Source organism: Janthinobacterium sp. GW821-FHT03C08, assembly GCF_059420905.1.
The window spans coordinates 167,211-189,686 of sequence record NZ_JBWKUP010000008.1; the positions used below are offsets into that span (position 1 = coordinate 167,211).

Sequence of the window (22,476 nt, forward strand, 5' to 3'; positions counted from 1 at the left end):
GCCCTCACCCCGCCATGCGCGACGCGTGGCGGCACAGCTCCAGGAAACCCGTCAGGCGAGGCGAAAGAATCTTTTTAGACTGGCGGATCAGATAAAAGTTGCGCTCCAGGGGCGGCAGCATGGTGTCCAGTTCCACCAGCTGCCCGCTGGCCAGCAGGTCGGCCACCACCACGCGCGACAGGCAGGCGATGCCCAGGCCCGCCGCCGCGCCATACTTGATGGCTTCCGAGTTGCTGAACTCGCCCGCCGCGCGCAGATAGTGCAGATACGGCACCAGCGCCTGCTCCACCGCCTCCCGCGTGCCCGAGCCCGCCTCGCGCAGCAGCCAGCCTGCCTGGTTCAGCTCGGCAAAGCTGAGCAAATGGCGCAGCTGCGCCAGCGGATGCGTGGGCGCGGCCACGATCAGCATCTGGTCCGTCAGCCACGGCTCGACCAGCAAGCCCGCCTCGTGGCATGGCCCTTCGATGAGGCCGATATCGACACGGAACTCCGCCACGGCGGCCGCGATGTCGGCCGTGTTGGCGATCGTCACCTGCGGAATGCTGCGCCCGTACTGCTGCGCCGCCTGCGCAAGGATCTGCGGCAGCAGATAGATGCCTATCGTCGTGCTGGCGCCGATCTGCAGGCTGACGGGCACGGACGGGTCGGCGCCCGCGAACTGGCGCTCGATGCTGGCGGCCGCGTCGCGCATCTGCCGCGCCTGCGGCAGCAGCAGGCGGCCGTTGTCGTTGAGCACCAGGCGCTTGCCCACCCGGTCGAACAGCTGCGCGCCCAGCAAGGTTTCCAGCTCGTTCAGGGCCGCGCTGGTGGCCGACTGCGACAGCGCGATCTGCTCCGCGGCCGCGCTGGTGCTGCCCGTGTCTGCCACGGCGAGGAAAATCTGCAATTGCCGCAAGGTCAAAGCCATTGTCCCACCCCTTATATACCTATTTTTTAGGTTAAACATACAAAAACAATCCGTTTTACCATTTAATCGACTGACTGTACAGTCATGCCATACGCATAAAAACATGGAGTACGGCATGTCTTCTCTCTCAACAACTAATACCACCAGTTTCAGCGACCGCTACGGCCGCCTCCTGCCCGGCCTGCTGCTGAGCGGCGTCATCGCCTATGGCGCCATCCAGCTGGGCAAGCTGGAATGGATGCAAAACCACGGCATGAGCGCGCTGACCCTGGCCATCATCCTCGGCATCATCCTCGGCAACAGCGTGTATGCGCGCGTGGCGCCCGCCTGCGGCGCGGGCGTGGGCTTTTCCAAGCAGACTTTATTGCGCCTGGGCATCATCTTGTACGGCTTCCGCCTGACCTTCCAGGACATCGGGCAGGTGGGCCTGGCCGGCATCGCCATCGATGCGCTCGTGCTCACGTCGACCTTCGGCCTGGCCATGTTCCTCGGCACCAAGGTATTCAAGCTCGAACGCAACAGCGCCATCCTGATCGGCGCGGGCAGCTCCATCTGCGGCGCGGCGGCCGTGATGGCGACGGAACCCGTCGTCAAGGGGCGCAGCGAGGACGTCACCGTGGCCGTCTCCACCGTCGTGGTGTTCGGCACCATCGCCATCTTCCTGTACCCGCTGCTGTACCAGCTGAACCTGGGCTGGCATGTGCTGGCGGCCACGCCGTCCGCCTTTGGCGTGTACATCGGCTCGACCGTGCATGAAGTGGCGCAGGTGGTGGCGGCCGGCAAGTCCATCGGCCAGGAAACGGCGAATGCGGCCGTGATCGCCAAGATGGTGCGCGTGATGATGCTGGCGCCCTTCCTCGTCATCCTGTCGGCCGTGCTGGCACGCGGCAAGGCCGGCAGCGGCGACGGCAAGGCGGCCAAGCTGGCAATTCCCTGGTTCGCCTTCATCTTCATCGGCGTCGTCGCCTTCCATTCGCTGGGCTGGCTGTCGGCCCCCGTCGTGGCCACCATCACGGACATCGACACGGCCCTGCTGGCCATGGCCATGGCGGCCCTGGGCTTGACGACGCACATGTCGGCCATCCGCCGCGCCGGCATCAAGCCCCTGCTGCTGGCCGGCCTGCTGTTCTGCTGGCTGATCGCCGGCGGCGCCGCCATCAACCATGTGGTGGCCAGCCTGTTTGCCTGAGTTGCGGCAAGGCGGGTTTCCCGACAGCCGGGGCCGCCGGCAAGGGAGCCGAAAACTTCGTACAATAAGCGTGTTTTGACTCTCAATCCGGCCCCGGCCCCACCCAGGAACACCCATGCATCTCTCGAACTGGCTGCTTTTCTGCAGCGTTGCCCTGCTCGTCACGTTTTCTCCCGGCCCGGCCGTCCTGCTGGCCATCTCGAATGCCATCGCCGTCGGCCCGCGCCGCGCCATGATCAGCAGCATGGGCAATGGCTGTGGCTTGTTCATCATTTCCGGCGTGGCCATGGCCGGCATGGGCGTCGTGCTGGCGACCTCGGCCACGGCTTTCATGCTGCTGAAACTGGCCGGCGCCCTGTATCTCGTGTACCTGGGCATCAAGCAATGGCGCAGCAAGGCCAGCATCGTGGCCGCGGCGCCCGTGGTGCAAGGCGCGGCGAATCCGAATTCCTTCTGGAAACTCTTCCGCCAGGGCTTGACGGTGGCGCTGACGAACCCGAAAGCCATCCTGTTCTTTTCGGCCCTGTTCCCGCAATTCATCACGCCGGGCGAGCCCGTGGCCATCCAGTTCACGGTGCTGACGACCTCGTTTGTCGCCTGCGCCATGCTGGCCCATCTGTTTTATGCCAACCTGGCGCGCCTGCTGAAAACCCAGCTGGCCACGCCGGGACGCGCCAGGCTGTTCAACCGCATCTGCGGCGGCGCCTTCGTGCTGCTGGGCCTGAGCCTGCTGCGCCTGCGCAGCAAGGCAGCGTAATCAGTTACTGCAGTAAAAACGCCTCGATGCTGGCCGCCAGGGCCAGCGGCGTTTCATTCATCGGGTAGTGTCCCGCATTGGCCAGCACTTCCAGCCGGGCCTGCGGGTACCACGCCAGATACGTGCGGCGCATCAAGTCCGCATCGAAGCGGGGGTCGTGCTCGCCCACCAGCGCCAGCAGGGGCAGTTGCGGCGCCGCCCGCCGCACTTCGCCGCTGAAATCCGTGTCGCTCCACGCGAGGAAATAGGCGGCGAACGCGGCCCGGTCCGCACTGTCCCACGAATACCGCGCCTTCCAGTCCAGCCAGGCACCCGACAAGCGCCCGCCCGTGCTGCGATCGATGATGGCGCGCCGCGCATCGATGTTCGCGCTGGCATCGAGAAACAGTTGCCGGGCCGGCCCCTGCAGCGCCACGCCGCAGCTGGGCACGGGCGCCACGGCCACCAGCTTGCGCAAACGCAAGGGCGCCAGCAAGGCCAGCCGTTCCAGCGCCATGCCGCCCATGGAGTGACCGACCACGCTGAACGCGGCAAAGCCCAGCGCATCGGACAAGGCTAGCGCGTCGCGGGCGACCTCTTCCATCGAATAGTCGCCTTGCGCGCCGCGCATGCCGCCATAGCCGCGATTGTCCATGAAGACATAGCTGAAAGCGCCGCCATCGAGGGCCGTTTCCATGGGCGCAAACGCGTGCGCGTCGCCAAACCAGCCGTGCAGGACGATGACGGCGTGGGGGCCATGGCCTACGCGATGATAGCTGTTGTGCATGTTCACTCCTGAAAAAGAGTGTATCGTAAGGGGAAACAGGACGGCCCGCCTTCGACGACAGGTCAAATACTGTAGAGTACGGGCCATGGATGATTTTTATACGGAAGTGCCGCGAGAATTGATCGCCACGGCGCGCGACCATGCCCCCGGCGAGATATTTCCCAGCCACAGCCATGCGCGCGGGCAATTCGCCTATGCGGCGCGGGGCGTCATCAGCGTGCACACGCCGCAAGGCAACTGGCTGGTGCCGCCGCAACGGGCTTGCTGGGTACCGGCCGGACTGGCCCACGGCATGCGCATGCATGGCGCCGTGACCATGCACAATGTTTTCATGGACGGGAACGCCGTCGCCACGGCGGGCTTGCCGCCGCACTGCCAGGTCGTCGATGCCTCGCCCCTGCTGCGCCAGCTGCTGGCCGAAGCGGTGACCGTGGAAGCCTTGTATGCGCAAGCGTCGCGCGCAGGGCGGTTGATGGCCTTGCTGCTCGACGAAATCGCCGCTGCCAGTCCCCTGCCCCTGAACGCGCCCCTGCCGCAGGATGCCAGGCTGGCGCGGCTGTGCATGGCAGTGCTCGAACAGCCCAGCCTGGACAGCGGCCTGGACGCGATGGCGGCCCGGGCAGGCATGAGCCGGCGCACGTTTACGCGGCAATTCCGCGCCCAGACTGGGTTGGCCTTTGCCCAGTGGCGCCAGCAGGCCTGCCTGCTGGCCGCCATCACGCGCCTGGCCGAAGGACAAGCCGTCACCCGCGTGGCGCTCGATCTCGGTTATGCCAGCCCCAGCGCTTTTACGGCCGCGTTTCGCCGCGTGCTGGGCCGGGCGCCCAGCGACTATTTAGCTTAGGCAATCATGGCGGCGATGCGCCGCGCCAGCGCCTGCGCCAGCTTCTGCACGTGGTAGCCATCGACAAAGCCATGGTGGGCCTGCGCGGAAAACGGGATGCGCATGCGGCCATCGTCCTGCGCGGGACCGAACTTGCCCCAGGTAAAGGTCGGGATATCCGCGTCGCGGTGGCGGTGGACGGGATGTTCGATGGCGGCCAGCTCCAGCCACGGCAGGCAGGTGATGAAGATGTTGTTGCGCTGCTCGCGCTCGCTCTCGCCCTCGCCCGTATTGATCAGCGCGCAGCTCGCTTCGGCGATGCGCTTGGCTTCCAGGCTGCGTTCGATGAACAGGTCAAGCTGGTCCGTCATCGTGAAACGCGTGTAGTTGAGGTTCTCGTCGCCATTGATGACGGTGTAGGAAGCGGGGAAATCGTCGATCTTGATCACCTCGCCCCGGTAGATGCGGTACATGAACTGATCGATTTCCTTGACCGTATTGAGCAGGCAGAACAGGAAAAAGTGAAACACGGGAATGTCCCGTTCCTTGCACCAGGGCCGGAAATCGGGCACATCGAGCTGGAAGTTGATGTTGACGAGGGGATTGTCGAACGCGCGGAACAAATCATAGCGGTCGCGCCGCTTTTCAAAATTTTTCATGCGGCGAGTGTAGACGATGGAAGTGCTGGCGGGCAAGTCACGCCATAGGCGCATGAAACGTTTTTTTGATATTCGTCATTCGACAGTAAATGTGTTCAGATTTTTATCTGAAGTTCACTGCAGACCGGGATAGCCCGGTCGCCAGCCTCCCTGTACCGGGAGGCATATTTCCGCCGGAATTTTACCCGGCCTGATTAATCTCGTCGTCCAGCATATTGGCGAACAGGTCGAAACTCAGGATACCCGTGCCGACGCACGAAAACACCGTCGTACCCGCCGCATCCTTGATCGTCAGTTTCTCGGTCCAGTCATTCTGATTCATGCATTTCAGGCTGGCGCCAGGCCAGGTGACGCCGTCCACATGCAAACCCTGCGCCGACAATGCCAGTTCCTGTGTCTTGACATTCAGGAAATTACCGAACAAGCGCTTCTTGTACACGTCGCCACTGCTGATGTAGCGGAAACTCACGCGCTCGCCGTCTGCAAGCTTCTGCTTTAATACAGGCAGACGGTATTCCAGATAACGGGAACGAAACGCGTCCATGAACTCGTCAAAGCGTTTGAGTTCTCCGGTAGCCCATATCCAGGGCTGGTCGGCGCCCGTGCGGTAGGCAAAGTTATTGATCATGCCAGTCATGGCGGTGGAGCCGCCGGCAAACAGATACAAGTCCTCGATATCGGCAAAGGCAGCGTAGCTGCGAATGCCGTTCAATTCATGCACCACACCATCTTCATGCAATTCAAAGCGGCTTTTCCGCCGCTTGAGCATCACCGCACGCATGACCAGCACCAGCAGTGCGAGCAGCAATAAAAAAGCCGCCGTGCCATAAAGAATAGTCAAATTACTGTGCGTGCCCAGCCTGGCGCCATTACGCAAGGTCATGGCTTGAGAATCAGTCAGTGTCTTCTGGGGCAAGGTTGTGCTCAGGTACAGCACGAAACCGGCCACTGCCGCCAGGATCGCCGCAAATACCGCAAAGAGCATCGGTACTGTCTTGCCATGAAAATATACAGCGAGTGCTTTATTGGTTTGCGGGATACTAAAATTGCCCATGTAATCTTCCTGTTAAATGATAGAGAGTTTTAAAAAACCGGATGCCGATATATATTCGGGCCGGATTGTCGCCTATCTATTGCAGGAATGGCCACACGCACGCACATTCAATACTGATGCACTCCAATAATGACCCTGATTATTGGCCGGCCACCGTGATGATCTGGCATTTCAGAATGTCCCGGGCCGCCTCGGCCACGCCTTCTTCCAGCTCGCCAGCCGTTGGCGCCAGGGCGAAACGCTGCAATTCCCCGTCCACGGCGGCAGCCAGCCCGGGGGAATGGCGCACGATGCCCAGCAGAACAACATATTTCCACTGTTCATCGTCACTGGCCAGCACCGTCTTCAGATATGGAGCCAGGCGTGGGCCGATGCCGGCCAGATACGGCAGGAGCACGGCGGCCACGGGCCAGTTCGCGTCCTGCACCCACTCGAGGATCTGCGGCATGTGCGGACGCAGTTCCTCCCAGCGCAAGGCGACGAGGGCGTGCGCGTTCTGCGTATCGTGTTTATCGCGCGGCAATGGCAGGCTCATGCGAGGCGTCACGTCAGGTGGCGCCACCGCGCGCCACGCCCTTCTGCACCTGCCACGCCAGCGGCAAGGTCAGCAGCAACAGCGCCGCCAGCGCCAGCAGGGCCGTGGGCACGCTCGTCCGGTCGCCCAGGGCGCCGAACAGCACGGGCGCCAGCGCGCCGCCGCCGATGGTGCCCGTGTAGAACAGGGCAAACGCATGCTCGCGCTTGCCCGGCTCGGCCAGTTCCGGCACCACGCCGTACAGCACGGACGAGGTGCCGTTCAACGCCAGCCCCAGCAAGGGCAGCATGGCCATGATGCCGCCCAGGGGCAGCCACAGGGCTGCGACGATGAGCAGCGAGGTCATCGATTCCGTCAGCCACACGGTCTTCATCATGCCGATGCGCGCCCCCAGGTAGCCGCACAGCAGCTTGCCGAAGGCACCGCCCACGAACAGCAGCGACAAGGCCACGCCGATGCCGGCTGTGCCCGCGCCCTTGCTTTTCAACAGGAATGGTAAAAAGGTAAGAAAACCCATGCGCACGGCGCTGTCCAGGGTGCCCGTGGCCAGCAGCGCACGGAAGCTTGCTTTGGAGCCGCTGCCAGTGACGGGTTTGACCGCTTTCTGCTGGCTGGCCTGGATGTCTTCCGGCTTGGGCAGCAGCCACCACAGCAGGCCGGCCGCCGCCAGGCCCAGCAGCCCCAGCAGCGACACGCTCGCTTGCCAGCTGCACACCAGCAACAGCAGCCCGACGAGGGCCGGGATCAGGGTCTTGCCGATATCGCCGGCAAAGTTGTACTGCGACAGCGCTTCCTTCACGCCGCCGCCCGCCTCGTGCGTGTCGGTGACGATGGACGAGGCCAGCGGATGCTGGGTGCTGGCGCCCAGGCCGCCCAGCAGCAAGGCGACCAGCAGCACGGCCAGGCCGCCCGCCTGCCCCGCGACGAGGTAGGCGATGCCGGCCAGCGCCGTGCCGCCCACGAGCAGGCGCTCGCGTCCCCAGCGCCTGGCCATGCGGCTGGCCAGCAATTGAAAACCGGCCATCATGCCCGAATACGATCCCCGCAACAGGCCCACCACGGCGTAGCTGATGCCGAACTGCGCCTGCCAGATGGGCAGGAGCACATAGATGACGTCCGTCAAGCCGTCGTGCACGGCATGCGCGCCGCAGGCGGCGAACAGCGAGCGGCGGCGCAGGGATTTGTCTGAAGGGGGGGATGCGGCGGACAGCGAGGCGGCGGACGGTTCGGTCATGACTGTGCATGCGGGATAAAAGAGGCGATCAGCTTACACCAAACCCGTCTCTGGCAGTGTGAGGCACGCTTGTACACGCCCCACCCATCGAACTTTTACAGCTTCCGGCAATCTCAATATGACAGAGCTCAAGCGGAAGGCATACGGAATTTTATTTTTAACAAAGTTTCCACTTGGAAATATTTCATAGGCAATGTATTATCAACATTTAACTTTTTGCATGACAAAAATGAATCCGATTCTGGTAAAAACCTTTGGCGGCTTGTCCAAACAATATTATATTCGCCAGTTCTTCTTTGCCGCGCTAATGACAGCCCTGCTTTTCTGGCTGTTATCCGCGGCCAATGAGACGCAGCCTGATAGAGCCATGCCGTGGTGGATGCTCGTCTGCGTTCCGCTTTATCCTTATTCCCGCTTTGTCTATGAAAGCATTGTTGAATTTATTGTCGGCAACAATATCTTTATCATCAATGCCATCATCATGATGTTCGTAAAGATATTCACCATGTTAGCCTGCCTGATGTTCGCGCCAGTTATTGCGCCTTTCGGCCTGGCCTATCTCTATTTTCATCACAGCCGTAAAAGCGCGTGAACGCCTTGAGTGCCTGAGTTTGCATAGGGGGAAAGCGATAGCGCCACGTTCCCCGTGACAAACTGACCTTGCGCCGCCTCAAGACGACGCAAGGCATCTTGCCTTACTTGCCCATCGCATCCTTGGCCATGCCATCCTTCTTCATTTCATCCTTCTTCATGCCATCCTTGGCCATGGCATCTTTCGCCATGCCATCCTTGGCCATGTGATCCTTCTTCATGTGTTTCTTCGCCATCGGTTTTTTCATGCCGTCCTTGTTCATGGCATCCTTGTGCATGGCATCGGCCGAGGCGTCCTTGGCCATCGGATCTTTCTTCATGGCATCCTGGGCAAACGCGGCGCCCGACAGGAGGATGGCGGAAGCGACGATGGCGGTGATGGTGGTTTTCATGATATGTCCTTGTCTCTGGGTTAGATGGGCAAATGCCCGGTGTGAAAGCAACTGCGGTACTGCTGGTGCTGCTAAATGTGTTCAAGAGCCGCCGAACCAGTTGTAACCCTGGTTCTCCCAATACCCTCCCGGGTAGGTATTCGTGACGAACATGGCCTGGATGTGCTTGGGGTTCTTGTAGCCCAGCTTGGTCGGCATGCGCAGTTTCATGGGGTAGCCGTACTTGGGCGGCAATTCCTTGCCGTCGTAGGTGAGGGCCATGATGGTCTGCGGATGCAGGGCCGTGGCCATGTCGATGCTGGTGAAGTAATCGTCGGCGCACTGGAAGCCGATGTATTTCGCCGTCGTGTCGGCGCCGATGCGCTTGAGGAAGTGGGAAAACGGCACGCCGCCCCACTTGCCGATGGCGCTCCAGCCTTCCACGCAGATATGGCGCGTGATCTGGGTTTCCTGCGGCAAGGCGCGCAGCTGCGGCAAGCTCCACGGCTTCTTGTCGGCGATCAAGCCGCTCAATTCCAGGCGCCAGGCGTCGCCATCGACCTCTTCCACCTCGTCCTCGCCGTAATAGGCGTTGAAGGGAAACGGCCGCGTGATCATGGAATCCGGATACGTTGGCGCCAGTTTGTTCGGATCGAAGAGCCAGCCCTGCACCCGGTCGTTGAAGCGCGACACGGCCATCAAGGCCGTCTCGACGCTGGACGGGTCGCTGGCGTTGCAGCCCGTCAGCAGGGACAGGCCGCCCAGGGTCAGGCTGCGCTGCAGGAACTGGCGCCGCGACGGCTGCTTGATCTGGCGCAAGGCGTCGGCCAGCATGGCCTGACCCTCTTCTTGCACGAGGATGGTTTTTTTCATGATGGTCTTCCTTTAACGTCCCCGCAGCATGGCGACCAGGGTGCGCGGCACCAGGGCCACCATCACCAGGTGCACGCCGACAAAACCCGTCAGCAGCGCCATGGCGATGAAGTGGACCCGGCGCGCGCTGTCATAGCCGCCCATCAGCTCGCGCAGCAGGGGAAACTGCACGGATTTCCACAGCACCAGGCCGGACAGCACCAGCACGATGCAGTCGAGCATGACGAACAGGTAGGCGGCGCGCTGCACCATGTTGTAGCGGCGCGGGTCCGCATGGGCCAGCCTGCCCTTCAGCGCGGCGGCAAAATCGGCCAGCAGCAGGCGCGGCGACAGGGGAAAGAACTGGCGCCGCAGCCGTCCCGAGACGATGTTGATGAGCAGATACAGCAGGCCATTGGCCACCAGCAGCCACATGGCGGCGAAATGCCATTGCAGGGCGCCGCCCAGCCAGCCGCCCAGGGTCAGGGCGCGCGGCAGCTCGAAGGGGAAGAATGGCGCCGCGTTGTAGATGCGCCAGCCGCTCGTGGCCAGCACCACGACGGCGACGGCATTGAGCCAGTGCGTGAGGCGCAGCCAGGCGGGGTGGATCGTGGTGCCGGGCGTGGCAGGCGTGGCCATCACGCACCTCCCTTCGCGCAAGATGCCGTGCTGACGGCTTGCAGGACGGCGCTGCCGCCGGCCCGCTGCACGAAGGCCACCACTTGCAGGCGCTCCGGGCGCCAGCTGGCGGGCAGGCGCACTTCGCGGCGCAGCCGGGCGCGGCCTTGCGCCAGCGCAACCGGCCCCAGCCACAGGCGCACGGCCGCATCGTGATGCAGGGTGGCGCCCCGGTTTTCCCCGCGCAGCACGGTCGAGACGAGGCCGCTTTCACTGATGGCCACGTACAGCTCGCCCCCCGTTTGCGCATCGGGCGCGCTGGCATCGGCTTCAAGCAATAATTGTCCATCCTGCCCCGGCGTGGCGGACAGGCTGATGGCCACGGGCGCGGCCGTGGCGTTGATGCGGCGGATGGCCTCCGGCAGCTGCGCCTCCCAGCCGCGCACTTCCGTGCCGCCGACGAAGAACTGCGGCGTATAGGCCACGTGACGGGGCTGGTGGCGCAGCAGTTCGGCCTGGCGCGCATCGAATTGCGGCTGCGCCAGCGGGTCCTTCCAGCCGATCTGGTCCCAGTACGTGACGTGCAGGGCCAGGGGCACGACGAGGCTGGACGCGCCCGCTTCCAGGCGCAGGGCGTTCAGGCGGCGGTCGGCGGGCGGGCAGCTGGAGCAGCCTTCGCTGCTGTACAGTTCCACCAGCGCCGCCGTCTGCGCGCCGCTTTTCACGGCGCAGCGCTGGCCCGCCGCCAGTTGCGCGGCGGCCGGCGCGGCCCCGGCCATGCCCAGGACGGGCAGGAGAAGTATTGCGAGTCGGTGCTTGATGTCCATGGTCGTTCGCCGGTATATTGAAAAAGACGCTACATTGAAACGCCTGCTTGCCAGTCAATTCGCCGCACGATACGGATTGGTTACATCTGCGGGCAAAATAATGTGGAATTTATTTTTTTCAACGCCTGTCACCAAAGGCTTGCATGCAACGAATACCAGTAAGCGAACATCTGCATGGCACGGAACTGCGGCTGCACGGCTTGATGCTGCGCGGGCTGGACGGCGATGCGCAGGCGTATCGGCTTTTCCTGCAGGCAACTAGCACGCATTTGCGCGCCTTTTTGCGGCGCCGGCTGCAGCGCTGGCCGGACGAGGTGGAAGACCTGGTGCAGGAGTGCCTGCTGGCCATCCACAACCAGCGCCTGACGTATGACACGGCCGTGCCGCTGACGTCGTGGATCCATGCGATCGCGCGCTACAAGCTGATCGACTGGCTGCGCCGGCATGCGCGGCGCGAGGCGCAGCACCTGCCGTATGACGAGGAAGACAGTACGCAGGAACTGTTTTCCAGCGCCGATGCCGATGCGGCCGAGGCCAGCCGTGACCTGGCGGCCCTGCTGCAGACCTTGCCGGCGCAGCAGCGCGATGCCATCGTGCATACCAAGCTCGACGGCCGGTCCGTGCGCGACACGGCCGGCGCCATGAACATTTCGGAAGCCAGCGTCAAAGTGGCCGTGCATCGCGGCTTGAAGGCACTGGCGGCCAACATGAGGATACGTACAGAATGAAAACCGATGACTTGATCGCCATGCTGGCCCGCGGCCCCGACGTGGCTGCCGCAGCGCCGCCCGGAGCCCCCTGGCGTGCCGCCGCCACCCTCGGTGCGGGCCTGCTGGCCAGCGTGGCGCTGATGGCCGCGCTGCTGGGCGTGCGCCCCAACCTGGGCCAGCTGGCCCAGCTGCCCGACTTCTGGATCAAGGTCGGTTTCGTCATCTGCCTCTCCCTGGCGGCCTGGCATGTGAGCCGCCGCCTGTGCGTGCCGGGCGCGGCCACGCGCGCCCTGCCCTTGCTGATCGCCATGCCCCTGTTCCTGATGTGGACGCTGGGCGCCGTCATCCTGCAGGAAGCACCCGCCGACCAGCGTGCCGAACTGTTCTGGGGCGCCACCTGGCGCAGCTGCCCCCTGCTGATCGCCATGCTGTCGCTGCCCATCCTGGCTGCCGTACTGCGCCTGATGCGCCAGCTGGCGCCGACGCGCCTGCGCCTGGCGGGCGCGGCCGCCGGTTTTGCCGCCGGCAGCCTGGCCGCCCTCGTGTACTGCCTGCACTGCCCTGAAATGGCCGCCAGCTTCGTCGGCTTCTGGTACGTGCTGGGCATGCTGGTACCGACCGCCATCGGCGCCGCCGCCGGTCCCAAGGCGCTGGCCTGGTAAGCTACTCTCCACGCAAGCGGGACGCCCGTCAAGCGGCCTGTGCGCGTCTATCGATGTCATATCCGCAAACTCACGCATTCCCACGCGTGCCCGCATCCCCCTGCACACGCGCCGGCAGAGCGCAACAGGCCATGGCCAGCAGCCGCCAGCTTGTCGTTTCTTATCCACAAAATATTTATTCTTGCTGACGCGTAATACGTGCGTAGATTCGACTGCGTGCGCCAGCCCCTGACGATCGACGGCCGTTCGTTCTGCTACCAAAAAATAAATGTGGGGAATTGAATCTGATCGTGCTGGCGCCCCGTACAAGTGATGCAGCCCCGCAATTCCGCAAGTCCTGTCACTGCGTATAACAATTCAGGGAGAATCGATATGTCTTTGTCACACACGAAAACCGTACTGGGCGCCGCCCTCCTGGGCAACCTCCTGGCGCTGGCCATCGCGCCGGCCGCCCACGCCTCCAGCCACCGCGAAGCGCCGTTCATCACGCAAAACCCGAAAGTCGACGGCACCGACTTCTACATGTTCCGCAGCTACGAGGCGGGACGCGGCGCCTACACCACCCTGGTGGCCGACTACGTGCCCCTGCAGGATGCCTATGGCGGGCCGAACTACTTCGCCATGGACCCGAACGCCCTGTACGAAATCCACATCGACAACAATGGCGACGGCAAGGAAGACATCACCTTCCAGTTCCGCTTCACCAACACCATCAAGGATGGCCAGTTCACCGTGGGCGGCAAGAAAGTGTCGATTCCGCTCGTCATCAACGGCGGCGCCATCGACACGGTCAACCCGGCCGGCCTGAACGTGCGCGAGACGTACAGCGTGACGGTGGTGCGGGGCGACCGCCGCACGGGCACGCGCAGCAGCGTGACCAACGCCTCGGGCGGCGGCACGACCTTCGACAAGCCCGTCGACAACATCGGCAACAAGGCCATCCCCAACTATGCCACCTATGCGGCGCAGCACGTCTATTCGGTGAACATCCCCGGTTGCGCCACGCCGGCGCGCATGTTCGTCGGCCAGCGCAAGGACCCCTTCGTCGTGAACCTGGGCGAAACGTTCGACTTGATCAACATCAAGGCGCCCGCCACGGAATTTGCGGCGAATGCGGAATCGGCCGCCAAGGATGACCTGGCCAAAAAGAACGTCACGGCCATCGAGATGGAAGTGCCGACCGCCTGCCTGACGGCGGGCAGCGACCCCGTCATCGGCGGCTGGACCACGGCCAGCCTGCGCCAGGGCCGGCTGCTCAACCCGGCGCCGGGCACGACCACCACGGCCTCGAAGGAAGGCGGCGCGTGGGTGCAGGTGTCGCGCCTGGGCATGCCGCTGGTGAATGAACTGGTGATCGGCCTGAAGGACAAGGACCGCTTCAACGCCAGCAAGCCCTCGGGCGACGCGCAATTTGCCGACTACGTCACCAATCCCACGGCGCCGGCGCTGGTGGAAGTGCTGTACGGCTCGGCAGGCGCCAAGGCGCCCACCAACTTCCCCCGCAACGACCTGGTGGCCACCTTCTTGACGGGCATCAAGGGCGTGAACCAGCCGGCGACCGTCGTCGCCTCTGAAATGCTGCGCCTGAACACGTCCATCGCGCCCACGCCAGTGGGCGGGCAAAACCGCCTGGGCGTCATCGGCGGCGACAACGCGGGCTTTCCGAACGGCCGGCGCCCCGGCGACGATGTCGTCGACGTGGTGCTGCGCGTGGCCATGGGCAAGCTGTGCACCCTGAACATCGGTTGCGCGCCGTCCGACGCGCCCGCCGGCGGCCTGCACTTCACGGATGGCGCCTATCTCGATGAAACCTTCTTCACGCCAGGCTTCCCCTACCTGAAAAACCCCGTGGCCGGTTCGCCGCAGCAATAACCCGACAGGAGAACGCGATGAAAAAACTGCATGTAATCGGCGCCCTGGCGCTCACGGCCCTGCTGGCTGGCTGCGGTGGCGGCGGCACCGACAGCGGCAGCGGCGGCGACAATGGCGGCACCACGCCGCCTCCCGTAGCCATGCTCGACGCCTTTTTTGTGGCCGTCAGCAACGTCATCCTGACCACCAGCGATGACAAGGAAGGCGTCAGTATCGATGCCATCGTGGCGACCTCGCCGGAAAACACGGAGCCCGTGCCGCTGTAAGCCCTTGCGGGCGCCGGGGCAAGCTGTCCCCGGCGCCCGTGCCATTCCGCCGTCGACCTGGAAGCGTCCGCGATGAAGACACCGATTTCCCTGCTGTGCGCCTGCCTGCCCGTGCTGGCCCTGGCCGCGCCCTACACGCCGGCCGATGGCCGCGCCGTCATCGAGCAGCTGCCGCGCCGCGCCGATGCCACGCAGATGGCATTGCGCGGCCTGCGCCAGCAACTCACTGCCAGGCCGCAGGACCTGGGCCTGGCCACCGGCCTGGCGCAGCGCTATATCGCCCTGGCGCGCAGCGAGACGGACCCGCGCTACCTGGGCTATGCGCAGGCGGCGCTGGCGCCGTGGTGGCGGCAGGCGGCGCCGCCCGTGCCCGTGCGCCTGCTGCGCGCCACCATCCTGCAAAGCACCCACCATTTCGACGCCGCCCTGCAGGACCTCGACGCCATCCTCGCGCAGGAACCGGCCAATGGCCAGGCCTGGCTGACGCGCGCCACGGTGCTCACCGTGCAGGGCGACTACACCAAGGCAACGGCCGCCTGCGCGCGCCTGTCGGCCCTCGCCGCGCAGCTCGTCACCGTCACCTGCCTTGCCAACGTGGCCAGCGTCACGGGCCGCGCCGCCGGCAGCGAGCGCCTGCTGGACCTGACCGTGCAAAGGAGCGCCGGCGCGGCGCCCGAGCTGGAAAGCTGGGCCCAGACCCTGCTGGCGGAAATGGCCACGCGGCGCGGCGAAACGGCGCTGGCCGAGGCGCGCTACAAGGCGGCCCTGGCGCGGCAGCCGCGCGACAGCTACCTGCTGGGCGCCTACGCGGATTTCCTGCTGGACCAGCAGCGCCCGCAGGAGGTCGTCGAATTATTGCAGGCGCAGCAGCGCATCGACGCCCTGCTGCTGCGCCATGCGCTGGCCCTGCAGGCGCTGCCCGCCCGGACGGCCGCCTTCCAGGCCGAAAAGACGGAGCTGGCGGCCCGTTTCACTGCCGCCATGCAGCGCGGCGACACCGTGCACCAGCGCGAACAGGCCCGCTTCGCCCTGTTCCTGCAGCAGGATATCCCCGCCGCCCTGCAGCTGGCGCAGAAAAACTGGACCATCCAGAAGGAAGTGCCCGACATGCGCATCCTGCTCGAAGCGGCCTTGGCCGCGCGCAACTTTGCGGCCGCGCAACCCGTGCTAGCCTGGATCGCGGCCAACGGCGTGGAAGACGTCGCCTTGCACCGCCTGGTAAAACAGCTGGGGCCCCTTGACGGGCAAAAAATGAGCACCGCGAAGAAAGCAGGTGTCCTGTGAAGCGCTGCCTTTTCCTCCTGCTGCTGTGCGCCTGGCTGGCTCCTGCGCAAGCCCACAAGCCCAGCGACAGCTACCTGAGCCTGAAGGTGCATGGCCAGCAGATCGAGGGACAATGGGATATCGCCCTGCGCGACCTCGATTTCGCCATCGGCCTGGACGGCAATGGCGACGGCGCGCTGACGTGGGACGAGATCCGCGCCCGCCACGCCGCCATTGCCGCCTACGCGCTGCAGCGCCTGCAGGTGGCCGGCGACGACGGCGTGTGCCCGTTGAAGGCCGTCGAGCAGCTGATCGACAGCCACACGGACGGCGCCTACAACGTGCTGCGCTTTGCGGCCACCTGCCCCGGCAACGCCGCGCCAGCCCACTTAAGCATCGGCTACACCCTGTTCGCCGACCTCGATCCCCAGCACAAGGGGCTGCTGAAGATCGACAGCGGCGGCGCCACGCAAACGGCCATCTTCGACCCGGACAGCCCGCGCCAGACGATTTCCCTGGCCGCGCCCGACCGCCTGGCGCAGTTCGGCGCCTACGTGAAACACGGTATCTGGCATATCTGGATCGGCTACGACCATATCCTGTTCCTGCTGTCGCTGCTGCTGCCGGCCGTGCTGCTGCCCGGCTTGCGCGACCAGCAGCAGGGATTGAAAGCGGCGTTCTACGATGTGCTGAAGGTCGTCACGGCCTTTACGCTGGCCCATTCCATCACATTGACCCTGGCCAGCCTGTCGCTCGTCTCGCTGCCGTCGCGCTGGGTGGAGTCAGCCATCGCCGCCTCGGTGGTGCTGGCAGCGCTGAACAACCTGCTGCCCCTGTTCCGCGGCAAGCGCCCCGTGGCCGCCTTCGTCTTCGGCCTGATCCACGGTTTCGGCTTTGCCAGCGTGCTGCGCGACCTGGGCTTGCCGCAAGGCTCCCTGCTGGCCAGCCTGTTCGGCTTCAACGTGGGCGTGGAAATCGGCCAGCTGGCCATCGTCGCCGCCTTCTTGCCCCTGGCCTGGCTGCTGCGCAAGACCTGGTTCTACCGGCAGGTGCTGACCGTCGGCTCGCTGGCCATCGCCCTGGTGGCGGCCGTGTGGCTGGTGGAACGGCTCGTCGATATCAAGCTGATCAGCGCATGAGCGGGACACTCATTAGCCCCGCTAATAAGTGCATGCCGATTCCAGTGGCTTATCAAGCAAGGGATTCCGCCGTAGAGTAGCTCCTGTCAATAAGCGAAGGAGCTTAGCCATGGAACACGTCACCCTCAACAACGGCATCGTCATGCCCATCGCCGGCTACGGCGTCTTCCAGATCCCCGACCCGGCCGAATGCGAGCGCAGCGTCATCGACGCCATCGCCGCCGGCTACCGCCTGATCGACACGGCCGCATCCTATATGAACGAGGCGGCCGTCGGCCAGGGCATCGGCCACGGCGGCGTGCCGCGCGAGGAGCTGTTCGTCACCAGCAAGCTGTGGGTGCAGGACACAGGCTACGAGCGCACGGCGCAGGCGATCGACGACTCGCTGCGCCGCCTGCGCCTCGATTACCTGGACCTGTACCTGATCCACCAGCCGTTTGGCGATGTGCACGGTTCCTGGCGCGCCATGCAGGATGCGTATCGCAGCGGCAAGCTGCGCGCCATCGGCGTGAGCAATTTCCAGCCCGACCGCCTGATGGACATCATCGCCTTCAACGACATCGCGCCCGCCGTCAACCAGATCGAAGTCAACCCCTTCCACCAGCAGGCCGACAGCGTGGCCTTCATGCTGGAGCACGGCGTGCAGCCGCAGGCGTGGGCGCCGTTCGCCGAAGGCCGCAACAATCTGTTCCAGAACGAGGTACTGCTGGGCATCGCCGGCAAGCACGGCAAATCCGTGGGCCAAATCGTCCTGCGCTGGCTGACGCACCGCGGCATCGCCGTGCTGGCCAAGACCGTGCGCCGCGAGCGCATGGCGGAAAACCTGGCCATCTTTGACTTCCACCTCGACGAGGCGGACATGGCCGCCATCGCCACCCTGGAAACGGGTACCAGCAGCTTCTTTTCGCACCGCGACCCGGCCATCGTCCAGTGGATGGCCGAGCGCAAGCTCGCTATCTGAACTCGCGTGGGGGGCAGTCCTGCCCCCCGTCAGGAAAAACCGATGAAGGCCTGCGGCACGGCTTGAGTCAGCCACACGCCGTTGGCCGACACGTAAAACGCGTGGCCGTGCGCCTGCATGCCGGCCGCATCCACCGTCAGCATGACGGGCTTGCCATGGCGCGCTCCCACGGCCACGGCCGTTTCGCGGTTGCTGGACAAGTGCACGTGATTGCGCGATCCCGGCAGCAGGCCGGCAGCACGGATCGCCTCGACGAAACGGCTGGCCGTGCCGTGGTACAGCATGGCGGGCGGCGCGGCGGGCGGCAAGCCGATGTCGACGGCGGCCAGCGAGTGGCCCTGGTTGGCGCGGATGCGCAAGCCGTCGGCACTGATGGCATAGCGCGTTTTGCTGTCGCGTGCCACCACGTCATCTAATTGTTCACGGGAAAGGCGGAGGCCGTGCCGGGCCGCCTGGGCCAGCAGCTGGCCGACGTCGGCCCAGCCCTGGGCATCGAGTGCGAGGCCGATTTTTTCGGGGGCGTGGCGCAGTATGAGGGAAAGGAATTTGCTGGTATGTACTAAGTTATCTGTCATTCAATCTTATTATTGTTGACGCCCACAGCGGGCGCCATGGCCGCAGTCTACGCCTTTTAAAACGCATATGACAAGGTCAGGCGCGCGGAACGCGGTTCGACGGGGTGGAAATGCCGGTCATCCACCCCGTCTTGCGCTTCGCCGGGCAGGCGCGACGCATAGTAGTAATCGATGTCGCTGGCGCGTTTATTCAACAGGTTGAAGACGTCGAGCGTGATGCGCGTCTTGCGGTTGAGCTGGTAGGCCACGCGCGCGTAGGCCAAGGTGGTGGAGGCGGAGCGCACGCTATTGTCCTCGATCAAGGGACGGGGACCGAAGTAGCGCAATTGAAAGGCGCCCGACCAGGGTCCCTGGTCCGTCACCGTCACGCCAAATGACGCCACCTTGCCGATGGCACCGGGGATATGGTTGCCGGCCGGGTCATCCTGCGTGTAGCGCGAGCGCGAGGCGGCCAGGTCCAGGTCGAACAGCAGCCACGGCGCGGCAATATAGTGGTTGTTCCACTCGATGCCGTGGCGCCGGCTGGCGCGGCTCGGTTCCGTTTCGCCCGCGTCGCCCACGAACAGCAGTTCCGAGGCGATGTCGAGGCGCCACAGGGCCAGCGAGCTTTGCAGGCCTGGCAGCCATTCCGTGCGCGCCCCCAGCTCCATGCCCCTGGTCGGCACCAGGGGCGTGACGGGCGTGGCGGCTTCCCCGTCCGGCAGGCGCGTCTGCGTCGTGCCCCGCGCATCGTTGCTGTGAAAACCCTTGCCATAGTTCACAAAAAACTCCGTCCTGCTCCACGGACCAAGGATCAGCGACAGCTTCGGCGAGACGACATGGTCGTTTACCGTGCCGCTGTCGCCGGCAATGCTGCTCGCCACATTGAAGCGGTAGGCGTCGTAGCGCAAGCCCGCCACGGAACGCAGCCAGGGCAGCCATTGCACGGTGTTTTCGCCGTACAGGCCGACGCTGCCCTCGCGTACGCGGTCTTCGCGCACCGTGCTCTGCCGCACCCGCTCCACCGTGTTGTACAGGCCCACGGGCGACAGGCGGTCGAAACGGGCCTGCACGCCCAGCTTGTTGCGCATGGACAAGCCGGCCAGCTCCATGGTCCAGCTTTCGCTGGCGTTCACGCCCGCCACCGTGCGCCGTTCGCTCTGCTGGAACTGGTCGCCCTGCTGCGGGTTGGCGAGGAAATACGTGAAGTCGCTGTTCAGCTCAAGCTGCGAGCGGATCAGGTAGGCGTCCAGCTCGAACAAGCGGTTTTCCGTGCGGCGGCGCATGGCGTAGGACAGGCTGTAGCGCGACGTGTCGCCGCCGTCGCTGGGCGCCAGGCTGCCGAAGCGGCCGATCTGGCCCGATGCGACGGCGCGCAGCGGCACCTGGTCCGTGGCATTCCAGCTGTTGTGGTAAGCCATGCCCGTCACGCTGAAACCGTCATCCGGCGTGCCCTGGCTGTAGCGCAGCACGCCGCTGACTTTGCGCACGTGCTCGGGCACGTCCCAGGGACCGTTGTTGCGGTTCACTTCCAGGCCGACCAGCAAGGTGCCCGGTCCGGCGCCAAAGGCGTCGGCCACGACGCCGCGCACATAGCCGTGCTGGCCGACCGAGACGCTGGCCTGGCCCTGCGCCAGCTTGTCGGCCAGGCGGATGCGGGCGCTGCCTGCCGAGGCAAAATCGCCTTCGCCCGCGAAATACGGCCCCTTCCTGTAGTCGATGCGCTGCACCAGTTCGGGAATGAGGAAATTGAGGTCGGAATAGCCTTGCCCGTGCGCGTGGGTGCGCATGTTGACGGGCATGCCATCCACATAGGTGGCGAAATCCGTGCCGTGGTCGAGGTTGAAGCCGCGCAGGAAGTACTGGTTGGCCTTGCCATCGCCGCTGTGCTGGGTGACGATCAGTCCCGGCACGAATTCCAGCAGCTCGCCCGTGCGCAGGGCGGGCCGGTTGACGATCAGCTCGTTCGTGATGACGCCCTGGCTGGCCGCGTCCGACGTGCCGACGGCATTGTCGTAGTGCCCCGTCACGCGCACCGTGCGCTCCTCGCCGGCGCCGCTGGCCGCCTCGGCCGGGTCTGCCGCCACGGCCCTGGCCCCCATGGACAGCAGCGCCAGCGTACAAGCTGCCAGCTGTTTGCGTTTTATCAATGGCATCGCGTCTCCAGTTTTTATGATGTCAGTACGGGCCGCCAGCCTCGTTGCAACATGCACCTGCTTATACGCCGCCAGCGTCATTTCGGATTCACTGCCGTGTCCATGGGCACGGATTTCCAGGGAGTACCCCGTGGACCAGACCGAGAACACCAGCAAGCCGGCCAGGAGCCTTGCCGCCGCCCGCAAGCGCGACGTGCTGCCGTATACCCTGCTGTTCATCCTGCTGGCCGGCATGCTGGCCGTGCTGGCCGGCGCCGTGCTGCCGCCCTACTATCACGCCGTGCCAGCGCTGCTGTGGAGCCTGGGCTTTTGCGTCAGCGGCATGCTGCTGGGATTCTTGTTCGGCATCCCCCGCACCGTACCCTCGGGCACCGTCAACGTGGCCCCGCCCGACGAGCGGGCCGCCGGCAAGGGCCGCCCCACGGACGAGCCACCGGCCGCCGGGGCCGATGCGGCGGCGGGAACCCCCGGCAATACCCTGTTCCTGGGCACGCCCACGCCCATGGAAATCAATTCCAACCTGGTGGAAGTATCGGACTGGCTGACGAAAATCATCGTCGGCGTGGGCTTGATCGAGCTCAAAAGCCTGCCCGGCAGCGCGCGCAGCATGGTGGCCTTCATCGCGCCGAGCCTGGCCATTGACACGGCCACGGCCATGGCGGTGGTGGGCGGCATCATGCTGTTCTTTTCCGTGCACGGCTTCCTGATCGGCTACCTGCTCACGCGCATTTACCTGTCCATCATGATCAAGCGGGCAGACAGCCTCGTCAAGAATGAATCCGTGCGCCTGGAAAGCGGCAAGGAAATCGAAGTCACGGAACTGAGCCGCCTGCAGCAAAAGTCGCTCGACGACATGCAGGAAGCCGTCACGCAGCTGCTGCTGGCCCACCCGCCCGATGGCGGCGCCGCCGTCACGGCCCTGGCCGGCATGCCGACGGCGCAAAAGCCCGCCAGCCTCGTGCTGTGGCTGGACGATCATCCGCGCAACAATACCTTGCTGGTGGAACAGCTGGAACGGGAAAACATCAAGGTGGACCAGGCCGTGTCCATGCGGCAGGCGCTGGCCATGCTGCAGCAGAAGCGCTACGCGCTGCTGATCACGGACATGGCGCGGGCGGAAAACGGCCGGCGCATCAAGGATGCGGGCGTGCGCACCGTGCGCGAAGTGCGGCAAGCCCGGCCCGAGCTACCCATCGTCGTGTATTGCAGCAAGGATACGTTGGCCAGCTACGGCACGGAAGCGGAAGCGGCGGGTGCCCGTTTCATCACCACCTCGGGCACCAGCCTGCTGGCCAGCGTCAACAAGCTATTGCACGAGGGGCGCGGTGATGGCGATCAATCGCCGGGGGCATCGGCGCAATAGGCGTAGCTGCCCACGTAATGCAGCGAACTGCGCTGCGGGTGCGCCAGCCGGTTGGGCGCAAACACGCACACGCCCGTGTCGGCCAGCATGCCCTGCGCGTCCGCGCAGGCCTGCGCCAGCCAGCTGCCGGCATACGACACGCCATCGAGCAGCTGCGCCAGCGGCGCGGGCGAGGCTTGCTGCGCGCTCTCGATGCAGGCCGGCTCGTAATCCGTCAGGCCCGTTTCCAGGATGAATGGCGACGGCACGGCGTCGCCGTCTTCCGTGTACGCGGGCGTCACATAAGCCTGCAGCGCTTCCCGGGAGGCGAAGCGGCCGCTGCAGGCAAACACATGGACCGTGGGCAA

At 64.9% G+C, this 22,476-nt stretch carries 25 protein-coding genes; 12 read left to right on the top strand and 13 right to left on the bottom strand.

The window, feature by feature from the left end:
• Window positions 1–4 precede the first annotated feature (4 nt).
• Entirely contained in the window at window positions 5–907 is a 903-nt protein-coding gene (locus AC07VL_RS13265; RefSeq protein ID WP_494806274.1) for a LysR family transcriptional regulator, read from the bottom strand.
• A gap of 115 nt (window positions 908–1,022) precedes the next feature.
• On the opposite strand from AC07VL_RS13265, the gene AC07VL_RS13270 reads away from it, so the two are divergent.
• Window positions 1,023–2,096, top strand: a complete 1,074-nt coding sequence (locus tag AC07VL_RS13270) for a YeiH family protein (RefSeq protein WP_494806275.1) — start codon at window positions 1,023–1,025, stop codon at window positions 2,094–2,096.
• A 115-nt stretch (window positions 2,097–2,211) separates the two neighbouring features.
• Window positions 2,212–2,853, top strand: a complete 642-nt coding sequence (locus AC07VL_RS13275; protein ID WP_494806276.1) for a LysE family translocator — start codon at window positions 2,212–2,214, stop codon at window positions 2,851–2,853.
• A 4-nt stretch (window positions 2,854–2,857) separates the two neighbouring features.
• Here the strand turns inward: AC07VL_RS13275 and AC07VL_RS13280 are convergent, their stop codons facing one another.
• Entirely contained in the window at window positions 2,858–3,619 is a 762-nt protein-coding gene (locus tag AC07VL_RS13280) for an alpha/beta fold hydrolase (protein WP_494806277.1), read from the bottom strand.
• An 85-nt stretch (window positions 3,620–3,704) separates the two neighbouring features.
• On the opposite strand from AC07VL_RS13280, the gene AC07VL_RS13285 reads away from it, so the two are divergent.
• Window positions 3,705–4,463, top strand: coding sequence for an AraC family transcriptional regulator (locus tag AC07VL_RS13285; protein WP_494806278.1), 759 nt, complete (start codon window positions 3,705–3,707; stop codon window positions 4,461–4,463).
• Here the strand turns inward: AC07VL_RS13285 and AC07VL_RS13290 are convergent.
• The 4 genes from AC07VL_RS13290 to AC07VL_RS13305 form a co-directional block, all read right to left on the bottom strand.
• Window positions 4,460–5,155 (bottom strand): CatA-like O-acetyltransferase, encoded by a 696-nt coding sequence (locus tag AC07VL_RS13290; protein ID WP_494806279.1) that lies wholly within the window; start codon window positions 5,153–5,155, stop codon window positions 4,460–4,462. The genes AC07VL_RS13285 and AC07VL_RS13290 overlap by 4 nt on opposite strands.
• A 127-nt stretch (window positions 5,156–5,282) precedes the next feature.
• Window positions 5,283–6,155: a hypothetical protein gene (locus AC07VL_RS13295; RefSeq protein WP_494806280.1), complete on the bottom strand. Its 873-nt coding sequence runs from the start codon at window positions 6,153–6,155 to the stop codon at window positions 5,283–5,285.
• 139 nt (window positions 6,156–6,294) lie between these two features.
• Window positions 6,295–6,690 carry a DUF5071 domain-containing protein gene (locus AC07VL_RS13300; protein ID WP_494806281.1) on the bottom strand — a complete coding sequence of 132 codons (396 nt, stop codon included), beginning with the start codon at window positions 6,688–6,690 and terminating at the stop codon, window positions 6,295–6,297.
• A 13-nt stretch (window positions 6,691–6,703) separates the two neighbouring features.
• Window positions 6,704–7,924, bottom strand: coding sequence for an MFS transporter (locus AC07VL_RS13305; protein WP_494806282.1), 1,221 nt, complete (start codon window positions 7,922–7,924; stop codon window positions 6,704–6,706).
• A gap of 229 nt (window positions 7,925–8,153) precedes the next feature.
• On the opposite strand from AC07VL_RS13305, the gene AC07VL_RS13310 reads away from it, so the two are divergent.
• Window positions 8,154–8,516, top strand: a complete 363-nt coding sequence (locus tag AC07VL_RS13310; RefSeq protein WP_494806283.1) for a hypothetical protein — start codon at window positions 8,154–8,156, stop codon at window positions 8,514–8,516.
• A 103-nt stretch (window positions 8,517–8,619) separates the two neighbouring features.
• On the opposite strand, the gene AC07VL_RS13315 is transcribed toward AC07VL_RS13310, so the two are convergent.
• From AC07VL_RS13315 to AC07VL_RS13330, 4 genes are all read right to left on the bottom strand, one after another.
• Window positions 8,620–8,907, bottom strand: coding sequence for a pentapeptide MXKDX repeat protein (locus AC07VL_RS13315; protein WP_494806284.1), 288 nt, complete (start codon window positions 8,905–8,907; stop codon window positions 8,620–8,622).
• 81 nt (window positions 8,908–8,988) lie between these two features.
• On the bottom strand, window positions 8,989–9,759 hold the full coding sequence (locus AC07VL_RS13320; protein WP_494806285.1) for a molybdopterin-dependent oxidoreductase: 771 nt from the start codon (window positions 9,757–9,759) through the stop codon (window positions 8,989–8,991).
• Window positions 9,760–9,771: 12 nt separating this feature from the next.
• Window positions 9,772–10,377, bottom strand: coding sequence for a cytochrome b/b6 domain-containing protein (locus tag AC07VL_RS13325; protein WP_494806286.1), 606 nt, complete (start codon window positions 10,375–10,377; stop codon window positions 9,772–9,774).
• A complete protein-coding gene (locus tag AC07VL_RS13330) occupies window positions 10,377–11,183 on the bottom strand; it encodes a DUF1223 domain-containing protein (RefSeq protein ID WP_494806287.1) in 807 nt (268 codons plus the stop codon). Before AC07VL_RS13330 ends, AC07VL_RS13325 begins: the two co-directional genes overlap by 1 nt.
• Before the next feature lie 143 nt (window positions 11,184–11,326).
• On the opposite strand from AC07VL_RS13330, the gene AC07VL_RS13335 reads away from it, so the two are divergent.
• From AC07VL_RS13335 to AC07VL_RS13365, 7 genes are all read left to right on the top strand, one after another.
• Window positions 11,327–11,911 (top strand): sigma-70 family RNA polymerase sigma factor, encoded by a 585-nt coding sequence (locus AC07VL_RS13335; protein WP_494806288.1) that lies wholly within the window; start codon window positions 11,327–11,329, stop codon window positions 11,909–11,911.
• Window positions 11,908–12,555: an NrsF family protein gene (locus AC07VL_RS13340; protein WP_494806289.1), complete on the top strand. Its 648-nt coding sequence runs from the start codon at window positions 11,908–11,910 to the stop codon at window positions 12,553–12,555. The genes AC07VL_RS13335 and AC07VL_RS13340 overlap by 4 nt, the downstream gene beginning before the upstream one ends.
• 372 nt (window positions 12,556–12,927) lie before the next feature.
• Window positions 12,928–14,427: a DUF4331 domain-containing protein gene (locus AC07VL_RS13345; RefSeq protein WP_494806290.1), complete on the top strand. Its 1,500-nt coding sequence runs from the start codon at window positions 12,928–12,930 to the stop codon at window positions 14,425–14,427.
• 17 nt (window positions 14,428–14,444) lie between these two features.
• Entirely contained in the window at window positions 14,445–14,693 is a 249-nt protein-coding gene (locus tag AC07VL_RS13350; RefSeq protein WP_494806291.1) for a hypothetical protein, read from the top strand.
• A gap of 72 nt (window positions 14,694–14,765) precedes the next feature.
• Window positions 14,766–15,977, top strand: coding sequence for a tetratricopeptide repeat protein (locus AC07VL_RS13355; protein WP_494806292.1), 1,212 nt, complete (start codon window positions 14,766–14,768; stop codon window positions 15,975–15,977).
• A complete protein-coding gene (locus tag AC07VL_RS13360; protein WP_494806293.1) occupies window positions 15,974–17,095 on the top strand; it encodes a HupE/UreJ family protein in 1,122 nt (373 codons plus the stop codon). The genes AC07VL_RS13355 and AC07VL_RS13360 overlap by 4 nt, the downstream gene beginning before the upstream one ends.
• Window positions 17,096–17,204: 109 nt before the next feature.
• Window positions 17,205–18,056 (top strand): aldo/keto reductase, encoded by an 852-nt coding sequence (locus AC07VL_RS13365; protein ID WP_494806294.1) that lies wholly within the window; start codon window positions 17,205–17,207, stop codon window positions 18,054–18,056.
• Window positions 18,057–18,085: 29 nt separating this feature from the next.
• Here AC07VL_RS13365 and AC07VL_RS13370 read toward each other — a convergent pair whose 3' ends face one another.
• Together AC07VL_RS13370 and AC07VL_RS13375 are read right to left on the bottom strand one after the other, a co-directional pair.
• A complete protein-coding gene (locus AC07VL_RS13370) occupies window positions 18,086–18,631 on the bottom strand; it encodes an RNA 2'-phosphotransferase (RefSeq protein ID WP_494806295.1) in 546 nt (181 codons plus the stop codon).
• Between the two features lie 56 nt (window positions 18,632–18,687).
• Window positions 18,688–20,766: a TonB-dependent receptor gene (locus AC07VL_RS13375; RefSeq protein WP_494806296.1), complete on the bottom strand. Its 2,079-nt coding sequence runs from the start codon at window positions 20,764–20,766 to the stop codon at window positions 18,688–18,690.
• A 130-nt stretch (window positions 20,767–20,896) separates the two neighbouring features.
• On the opposite strand from AC07VL_RS13375, the gene AC07VL_RS13380 reads away from it, so the two are divergent.
• Window positions 20,897–22,129, top strand: a complete 1,233-nt coding sequence (locus AC07VL_RS13380) for a response regulator (RefSeq protein WP_494806297.1) — start codon at window positions 20,897–20,899, stop codon at window positions 22,127–22,129.
• Here AC07VL_RS13380 and AC07VL_RS13385 read toward each other — a convergent pair.
• Complete coding sequence (locus AC07VL_RS13385) at window positions 22,102–22,476, bottom strand: immunity 22 family protein (protein ID WP_494806298.1); 375 nt, start codon at window positions 22,474–22,476, stop codon at window positions 22,102–22,104. The two genes, AC07VL_RS13380 and AC07VL_RS13385, sit on opposite strands and share 28 nt — an antisense overlap.